The 8307-nt window shown below is 41.9% G+C and carries 11 protein-coding genes and 1 pseudogene; 7 read left to right on the top strand and 5 right to left on the bottom strand.

Going from position 1 to position 8307, the window contains the following annotated elements; genetic code table 11:
* Positions 1 to 86: 86 nt before the first annotated feature.
* Positions 87 to 702: pseudogene (locus H6G05_RS25510) on the bottom strand (IS1/IS1595 family N-terminal zinc-binding domain-containing protein); the annotation flags it as partial.
* A 53-nt stretch (positions 703 to 755) separates the two neighbouring features.
* On the opposite strand from H6G05_RS25510, the gene H6G05_RS24775 reads away from it, so the two are divergent.
* On the top strand, positions 756 to 1655 hold the full coding sequence (locus tag H6G05_RS24775) for an Rpn family recombination-promoting nuclease/putative transposase (protein ID WP_190582633.1): 900 nt from the start codon (positions 756 to 758) through the stop codon (positions 1653 to 1655).
* 251 nt (positions 1656 to 1906) lie between these two features.
* Positions 1907 to 2359: a DUF29 domain-containing protein gene (locus H6G05_RS24770; RefSeq protein WP_190582631.1), complete on the top strand. Its 453-nt coding sequence runs from the start codon at positions 1907 to 1909 to the stop codon at positions 2357 to 2359.
* Here H6G05_RS24770 and H6G05_RS24765 read toward each other — a convergent pair.
* Positions 2356 to 2493 carry a hypothetical protein gene (locus H6G05_RS24765; RefSeq protein WP_190582629.1) on the bottom strand — a complete coding sequence of 46 codons (138 nt, stop codon included), beginning with the start codon at positions 2491 to 2493 and terminating at the stop codon, positions 2356 to 2358. The two genes, H6G05_RS24770 and H6G05_RS24765, sit on opposite strands and share 4 nt — an antisense overlap.
* Between H6G05_RS24765 and H6G05_RS24760 the strand changes: the two genes are divergently transcribed.
* Positions 2483 to 2944 (top strand): VOC family protein, encoded by a 462-nt coding sequence (locus tag H6G05_RS24760; RefSeq protein WP_190582627.1) that lies wholly within the window; start codon positions 2483 to 2485, stop codon positions 2942 to 2944. The two genes, H6G05_RS24765 and H6G05_RS24760, sit on opposite strands and share 11 nt — an antisense overlap.
* Positions 2945 to 3041: 97 nt before the next feature.
* Here the strand turns inward: H6G05_RS24760 and H6G05_RS24755 are convergent, their stop codons facing one another.
* From H6G05_RS24755 to H6G05_RS24745, 3 genes are read right to left on the bottom strand one after another with little or no spacing between them, the layout of a single operon-like run.
* Positions 3042 to 4346, bottom strand: coding sequence for a metal ABC transporter permease (locus tag H6G05_RS24755; RefSeq protein WP_190582625.1), 1305 nt, complete (start codon positions 4344 to 4346; stop codon positions 3042 to 3044).
* A gap of 6 nt (positions 4347 to 4352) precedes the next feature.
* Positions 4353 to 5276, bottom strand: a complete 924-nt coding sequence (locus tag H6G05_RS24750) for a metal ABC transporter substrate-binding protein (RefSeq protein WP_190582624.1) — start codon at positions 5274 to 5276, stop codon at positions 4353 to 4355.
* Positions 5276 to 6592 carry an acetamidase/formamidase family protein gene (locus H6G05_RS24745; protein ID WP_190582622.1) on the bottom strand — a complete coding sequence of 439 codons (1317 nt, stop codon included), beginning with the start codon at positions 6590 to 6592 and terminating at the stop codon, positions 5276 to 5278. Before H6G05_RS24745 ends, H6G05_RS24750 begins: the two co-directional genes overlap by 1 nt.
* A 362-nt stretch (positions 6593 to 6954) precedes the next feature.
* Between H6G05_RS24745 and H6G05_RS24740 the strand changes: the two genes are divergently transcribed.
* The 4 genes from H6G05_RS24740 to H6G05_RS24725 all read left to right on the top strand — a co-directional run bounded on the left by H6G05_RS24740 (position 6955) and on the right by H6G05_RS24725 (position 8207).
* Positions 6955 to 7104 carry a hypothetical protein gene (locus H6G05_RS24740; RefSeq protein ID WP_190582620.1) on the top strand — a complete coding sequence of 50 codons (150 nt, stop codon included), beginning with the start codon at positions 6955 to 6957 and terminating at the stop codon, positions 7102 to 7104.
* A gap of 21 nt (positions 7105 to 7125) precedes the next feature.
* Positions 7126 to 7515, top strand: a complete 390-nt coding sequence (locus H6G05_RS24735) for a hypothetical protein (RefSeq protein WP_190582618.1) — start codon at positions 7126 to 7128, stop codon at positions 7513 to 7515.
* A gap of 26 nt (positions 7516 to 7541) precedes the next feature.
* Positions 7542 to 7724: a hypothetical protein gene (locus H6G05_RS24730; protein WP_190582617.1), complete on the top strand. Its 183-nt coding sequence runs from the start codon at positions 7542 to 7544 to the stop codon at positions 7722 to 7724.
* 342 nt (positions 7725 to 8066) lie between these two features.
* Positions 8067 to 8207 (top strand): hypothetical protein, encoded by a 141-nt coding sequence (locus H6G05_RS24725; protein ID WP_190582615.1) that lies wholly within the window; start codon positions 8067 to 8069, stop codon positions 8205 to 8207.
* The last annotated feature ends 100 nt before the right edge of the window (positions 8208 to 8307 follow it).

The following is an 8307-nucleotide window of genomic DNA, read 5'->3' as shown; positions in this document are numbered from 1 at the left end:
AGTTAAGTTCTTTTTTGAGTTTTTTACTAATCGTCAAATCTTTAATTTCCCAAAGCTTTTTACCTATGGCTTTTTATCACAACTCATTTAGGATTGCTATATTCACGGCTTACTTCTGTGGATTTGAGGTACACACTTGCCCTTTGCCACAGTTGTTGAGCGTAGCGTCTTTCGCCATCGGTAAACCATCGGATGTATTGACTCATTTTTGCCCATTGCCATGCTGTTTCTGTTGCTTTTGCAAATAGTTCAGTATTTTTGAGTCCTGCCATGGCAACAATCCAATAGCGACTCTTACGTTCAATGAATGTCACTGTCCAGCCTTTTGACTCCGAGGGGGGAAAGGTTCTCGCCTACGCGAGTATAAACTTCATCGCCTTCGATGGTGATATCTGCTGCTGGGGCATATGGACTCCATTGCTGTGAATGCTCTGCCAATTTTTGCTCCCATCTCATGATGCTGACATGGGATTTTTCTAGTACTCTGCCACTGGCTCTGATTCCCATCCCTTCACTCCTCATCTTCATTGCTAGGGACACTACACTTGCTGGTGTTCTCAGTCTTGACATTGGCGTTCCTGTCCTTTCACTAAATCTCTTGCCACATCTTTTACACAAATAGTTCTGGACAGCTTTGCCATCTTGGTGGTGATGTTTGCCATTTTTGATGATCTTTTGGCTTTGGCAGTGGGGGCATTCCATGACTTTCTCCTTGGCTCTGCTTCTATTTTCTCATGCCACTAATTCAATGACCAGTGCCCTATCAACTATTCAACACCTTTCACACCCTGCTGTTTGAGCTAATCGAACGCCCGATTGCTGAAGCAGAAGGCTATGAATTTAGTTCAGTAGAAGTGAAAGAAAAAGCCTTTCGGTTTGATGGCATATTTAGCCCCAAAGCCAAAGACAAACCGATATATTTACTTGAAGTACAATTTCAGCAAAAAGAAGACTTTTACTGGGAGTACTTATCAGAAATATATCTATACCTGAACCAATATCGTCCTCAACAGGAATGGCAAGCGATCGCTATCTTTGCGAGGCGCAGTTATGAGCCAGAGCCAAGAAGCCATGTGCAGGAAATGCTCGACTGTCAAAGGATACAGCGAGTTTACCTAGAAGACCTGCTAGAGCGAGAGACAGACTCTTTTGCGATCGGGATTATTCAGCTAATTTTATCCAGTGAAAGTCAAGCAGCAATCAAGGCAAGACAACTAGGTGAAAAAATTGAGCAGGAAAGGGATACCGAAATCCAAGAGCAGGTACTAGAATTAATAGAGACAGTATTGGTATATAAATTTCCCAAGTTAACTCGTCAGGAGATTGAAGCAATGTTTACATACAGCGATTTAAAGCAAACGCGAGTATATCAAGAGGCAAGAGAAGAAGGCGAGCAACGTGGTGAGCAGCGAGGCTTACAACTAGGTGAACAAAAAGGCTTGAAATTAGGCGAGCAGAGCGGTCTAGTGAAAGGGCAAGCCACAATGCTGCTACGGATGCTTAATCGAAAATTCGGTCAAATTACCCCAAGTTTGAGGGGCAAGGTCAACAAACTATCAGCAAAGCAGTTAGAAAATTTAGCCGAGGTCTTATTTGACCTAGAGACGATCGCTGACTTAAACAACTGGCTAAAAACCAAAGGCAAAATCAACTAAACGAGTTTTAAACCAATATCTGAGGAGTGACATGACAAGTTATGTCACTTTTTTATGGCTAGCGCTTGTTCGCAAACAGCGATCGCTTTTTTATTGATTAAAATTTATCTGGAGATTGACTCGCTAAGGCTAAAATTTTGAAGTAGCCTCAGAGGTGGTGTTATGGCTTCGCGGTTTTACTCGGTACATTGTCGTTAGTTCCATGTTTGCATAGATAAGCGTGGAAAATGAGGATAGCTTAAGGTAAAGGTATGGCAACGAGTTTGTATGAGTCAGATTTTTATCGCTGGACAGTAGAGCAGTCGGAAAAGTTACGATCCTGTGAAGTTGAAGGGCTGGACTCAAAAAATCTAGCTGAAGAGATTGAATCCTTAGGCAGACAAGAAAGGAGAGAGCTAAGGACTCATTTCAATGTTTTGCTCGGTCATTTGCTAAAGTGGCATTTACTCCCAGACGAGCGCAGTAAACTTTGGCAAGTGACAATTGACAGCGAACGTCGAGAAATTCATTGGATATTGAGAGATAGCCCTAGTCTCAAAGATAAGCTCAGTGAAATCATCAAAGATAGTTATGAGGCGGCTTTATATCTAGTGAGGCTTGAAACTTCTCTCGATGTTAAAGATTTACCAAAAGACTGTCCTTATCCTGTTGAGCAAATTTTGGACTTAGGTTTTCCTACTGGTATTGATAAGGAGTGGGACTAGAAACCTATGAAATGGATAGCGATCGCAGGAAGTTGGCGATAATGCGATCGCTGCTTGCCATTGGAAACTTGCTTTGCTATAGCATCAGCTACACTATTGGTAAACCTAGCTAGAACTGATTTTATGTCATCCAATAGTTCAAGTATGCAAGCTAAGATCACGAATGGAGCTTTGCGGCGAGTGCATCACATTGCTTTGAATGTGCGAGATATGCAGGTTTCTTGTGATTTTTATGGCAACATTTTGGGACTGCATCAACTCATGGGTGAAGAGGTTCCCAGTACTCTAATTGATTTAGTGGCTGCGGGAAAAGTAGCAAATTTTAGAACTCCCGATGGCACAATTCTCGATTTGTTTTGGGAACCAGAGCTTACGCCGCCCGATCTCGATCCGCAGCGACAATTTACCCGTGCTAATCATCTAGCCTTTGATATTGCTCCTGAATTGTTTGAGCAAGCAGTGGTGGTATTGCGATCGCAGCAAATTCAAATTGAGGGTGAGCCTGTTACTCGTCCCACTGGTAGAGGTATTTATTTTTATGATCCCGATGGATTTCTGATTGAAATACGGTGCGATCCTACTTGACACAAAACTGACGAAGTATAGCTACCGTCGCCAAGTGTATGAGGACAAAATCACTCACCTAGACAAGAATGGCGGCGCTTCGCGCCGCCATTCTTGTCTAGGTGAGTGATGGCGGAATTTTTGCGGCTATTTGCCAAAGTAGATAAGCGATCGCAAGACCGATCGCGGGTATGCCAATGATCCAACGTTGGCGATCGCGGGCTTTATCTCTCATGGTTTTTTGGACAAACTGTTCACCTTTATCCATTTCTTGAAAAGATAAAGTATAAGAAGCAAGGGTTCGCAATTCTTCGTCGGTCAGCCCTTCGCCTAACCATCGACTTTCCTGCTCTTTTTGATCAAGACTTGCCATTTGTGATCGCAAATATTCTGAACTAATGCTTGCATCAGTCAGAATATTTTTTTCTTCCTGATTCAAAAACAAATTTCTGATCTGAGGTTGAAAAATTTCTATGCCATCAAGAAGTGGCTGATCGGCATGGGGATTTATTACTAGCCACAGTCCAGACACTAATATTAAGGAAATCAAAGCCGTACTTAATAGAGAAAGCGATCGCTTTAATAATGCTTGGTAATCTTGAGTGTGATTTAGAAAAAAAGGTCTTACTAAAGCTGACAGAGCCAGCGTAAAGCCAAACGCACAAACCATAGCTGCGCCCGTTGGCAAGTCCCAGACATAGGATGCTCCCAGTCCTAAGCTACTGGCGATCAGCCCTGCTCCCCAACCAATGAGCAGCTTTGATAGTAATTTGGTACTGTAAAGAGTTCCAATTGTGGCGGGAACGATCAGAATTGAGAAAACAAGCAGTACACCTGCGATCGCTACGGAACTAGTTACGACGACTCCAAAGGTCACATAAAATAGAAAGTCCCAAAACCATAGACGTATTCCAATTTTCTCAGCTTCTTCGGGTTGGAAAGAAGCAATGAAGAAGTATTTTCTTAACAGCCAATGGAGTAAGCCAATAGCGCTGTAGAGAACGACAACTTTAAATAAGTCTTCATTTGTTGCCGTCAGAATGCTGCCCACCAAAATTTGCTTGATATATTCCGCACCTTGCGGCGATCGATCCACTAAAAGAAATGCGGTCGCTGCTGAGACTACATAGATAATTCCAATAAAAGTCTCTTGGGAGACTCTTCCAGTCCATTTGCGTGTAAATGAAAGTAACGCTGCCCCGATAATCGTAAAGGTGAGCGAGTATGCATAAGCAGATAATGATTGGGGTTGATAGCCCAACATATAGGCGACAGTCGCGCCTAGAGCAGAAATTTGCGCTAAAGCCAAATCCACAAAAATGATATTGCGGCTAAGAACATGGATTCCTAAATAAGCGTGAATGCCTACTAATGCGATCGCTACAAAAAAGGGAATAGTCAGAAATTCTAAAATCAACGTCATACTAAACTATTTACTAAATCCTTCTATTAATTGCTCCACATTGTAGTCAAACAAAGAAAAATAATCTTTTGCTTCAGGAACTGCGCCGACGGAAGCCGCTAGAGTCAAGGTTTTCGACCCAGTAGTACGATTGAGATATCGGGTAATATTATCTGATTCGTAGGGTTCCTTGATCACGACGGCAACTTTTTGTTCTCTAATTAGGCGTACTAGTTCCGATAAATGGGTGGGACTTGGTGGTACACCTGTTTTTGGCTCAATGTAGCCGATAGTTTTCAGTCGAAAGCGCCGAGCGAGATAGGGCCAACTGTTGTGATACACCACAATTGGGTTACTACGATAGGGTGCTAGGCGATCGCTCCAGATCTTGACCCGATTTTTGAGTTCAACCATAAAGCGATCGCGATTGAGCGCATAGTCTTCGGCATGGCTAGTATCAAGCCGAATCAATCCCTCTTCAATTGCGCCTGTAATCGATTCGGCATTTAAAGGATCGAGCCAGTAGTGAGGATTACCAGCACCGTGATCGTGACCAGTCGCAGGAGCTAAGGAAAGAGACTTTGCTTCCAGTACCGCTATTCCCACGGAAGTATCGACATATCCATTTCCCCCCCGTTGCAAATCTGGATTTTTGACATCTTTTAAAATATTGTCTAACCAAATATCGTGATCTAAGCCAACTCTGACGACAAGTTGGGCCTTTTGAATAGCTTGGCGATCGGACAGTTTCGGCTCAAAAGCATGGGGATCTTGATTGGGAGGGAGAAGGCTGGTCACATGAACCAGTTCTCCTCCCACGACTTCCACCAAACTTTTTAAATCGGCTGTAGTTGTAACTATCTCTAGAGGTGATTGAGCATAAGCGATCGGGCTATTACCCAACCACATCAAGAGCGTCAAAACTAAGCCGAATAAAAGTTGATATCTCATTAGGCTCGCTTACTCAACCATAGACTTTTGGGAATCAAACAATGGACACTCTTTTCAGATTCATCCATTTTCCCAATTCGACAATCCATCGCAATACTCGCTAAACCGTAGGCATCAAGGCGAGTCATTTTTTCTTTGTCTTGCAGCAACTCAATCATGGCATAGGATGCTTCATTCATCGCTTTGTTAAGATCGGCATTCTTCACGGAAGTAACAAATGCAGTAGAAGTTTCGGCTGTAGGATACTCTACATTCTTAGTTGCCTTGATATTTTTAGGATTGAGGCAGTGAATTCCCTTGTTGATATTGACAACTTGAGAAATTCGACAATCAGAAACTTCAGCCATCAAATTCCCTGCATCAGCGACACTGACTTGACGTTGATCAGCGAGAAACTTTGCAGTTTCCACTTTGGCATTAGCAAGGGCTTTATTCAAATCCTTATCAATACCAACCGTGATAATTTGCGTAGGAGTCTCAATTCTTGGCCAGTCTAGTTTTTGTCCTTTAACCACAGACACATTCAGAACAATCTCTTTAAAAGCCGATTCCATTGCTGTGAGGTTGATTTCACCATTCCCCTGTCCTGCGTGGGAATCACCAGTCCAGAGCAAAGCTCCTTTGACAAAAACTGGTACATATAAAGTCGCCCCAGCCTTAAAGTCTCTAATATCAAGGTTCCCAGCGTAAGGACCTGGAGGAACCGAGCTATATTGACCCGCTTCGGCACGAGCAACGCCCAATGTGCCAGGGAAAGGACTTATGGGTACTTGAATACCAGGGCTAAAGGTGGTTACCTTTTTGTCCATGTCCAGATATAAGTATTTGACTTGACCTTCAGGAAATTTATCGGGAAACTGTCCAAACATCCCAGGAATATTGAAGTTCGCCGCATAGGAACGAGGTTCTATTTTCAGGATTTTGACCTTCAGTACATCTCCAGGTTCTGCGCCTTTGACAAATATTGGTCCTGTAAGGGTGTGGGGCCCGCGACCAGGATTGTCGGTACGTAGCTTTTTAAGCTCTTCGATTGATTTACCAGGAACAACTTGATTATGGGAATGCATCATTGTTTCCATAACCACTGTGTCACCTGAACTAATCTCTAGAACTGGAGTTTGAGCGTTATTAAACCAGCCCCATTGAGTAGTTTCTAGAGTAGCTGGAAGAAGATGTGTTGTGCCAGGATAGGGAGCTAAGGTTTTCCGCATCTGAGCAACTTTGTCCTGTGCAGCGCGATCGCTAGACATTTGAGCAAAGGCTACAGAACCAAACGTTAAGCTAAATAAGATAATTCCTAAAACAAACCACCGCATTCGCTGGAGGTTAAAAAACTGAAGACTTTTGAACACTTTTATTACTTGATTTCCATGTAATTCTCAGGAAATATTTTATTTGTTTAAATAACTAACTTTTGTCTCGATTTTTACATATAGCAGTCCTAAATCATTTGTAGATTTTGGGGGTTTGTGGAAGCGCACCCCGAAGGGGTGCGCTTCCACAAACCATTTAGGATTGCTATATAGCGCTTTGTGCTTTCTAAAAACCCAAGAAAAATTTTGAAATGATTGTAAAGCAAGCCTTTCAAAATTTTTCTTGTACTCCAAAAAGTATCAAAAGACTGTATAGCGATCAGCCATGATTGATAACCCTAAAAATTGCATTTTGTAAAGATCAAATGGGTAGTGTTTCAAATTTTTTAGAATCCAAATACAAAGATCTCAATTTGCTGTTAGTGTCAGATCTTTCAGTTAAGTTTTATATGGTATTCAATCAAATCATTCAGAACATCAAGCGATCGCTAGTCATAGTAATTACAGAAATCTAATTTTGGATAAAGAGAGAATTGATGACTAAAAATGTAGGGCTATGGATTGACCATAAGAAAGCGATGGTTGTGACTATGTTAGGGAAAGGAGAAGACATAAAAGAGATTAAATCGGAAGTAGAACAAGAGCTGGAAACATCTACAGATGATCATCGTCAGAGCGCAGCTCCAGGACATCTTAATATTTACTATGATGCTGTGATTGATTGTCTGCGCGATGCTGACTCTATCCTAATATTTGGGTCAGGTGAAGCAAAGCAGGAATTTAGGAAACGTCTAGAAAAAGATAAAAAATTAGGCGATCGCATTGTGGATGTTTTAACTACTGACAAAATGACTGATCCTCAGATTGCTGCTAAGGTTCGAGAATATTTTCATGACAATCCCAAACATACCAAGGAACGAAATTGAGAATATAGCAAAACTTGCTTTGCTATATGTTACTCTCCCAAGTATCTAAAGTTGAAACTCTGACAAAGCTCAATTTAGAAAGCGAACCTGCGACAATTTCTGATCAGGAGATTGAGGAATTGTGTGATTGGCTCTGGAACGAATTTCAGACTACGCCGCTAAACTTAGAATTTTCATGGTACGAACTTTATCATAATGTCAGTTATTAACTGATGTTACGTGGAACCCTCATCCCCCAACCCCCTCTCCCGCAGGAGAAGGGGAGCAAAACCCATATTATTTTCTTGTTCCCCTCTTCTGCGGGAGAGGGGCTAGGGGTGAGGGCTTTACAGACTTCCACGTAACACCAGTTATTAAGTTTTATGGACGAATAGAGTAATTGATCTGGAGTTTCATCCTGAGTTCATTTTTTTAAACTAGCCTAGATATATAAGCTCTCGCTAGTCTTGGTTAGGATACAAAACCAGAAGACGAGTGGCGGCGAGAAGCGCCACTCGCTTCTTGGATTTTGAGTTAAGTGGCTACAGCTAAATGAGTTCAGGAGAACAGTTATGAAATCAACAGAACCTAGAGACTCTAATCTAGAATCCCCCCATGCCAGCGATCGCAAGAGCTACAAATTACGATCGCTAGGAATTACAAGTATGGTCATTGGTGGTGCGATCGCAATTACTAGTGCAATGACAAGCTAAGGAATGAAAAATAAATAACTTATGCATTTCAGTTATTTTGAGGAATAGCTCTATAATTCCATTTAGGAAGATATTCATCAAAAATGATAGGTAGATTTTC

The sequence above is a fragment of the Phormidium tenue FACHB-1050 genome, from assembly GCF_014696925.1.
Classification (GTDB): domain Bacteria; phylum Cyanobacteriota; class Cyanobacteriia; order Pseudanabaenales; family Pseudanabaenaceae; genus Pseudanabaena.
The sequence above is the reverse complement of the archived record's forward strand: the minus strand, read 5'-3'. Positions and strand labels throughout refer to the sequence as shown.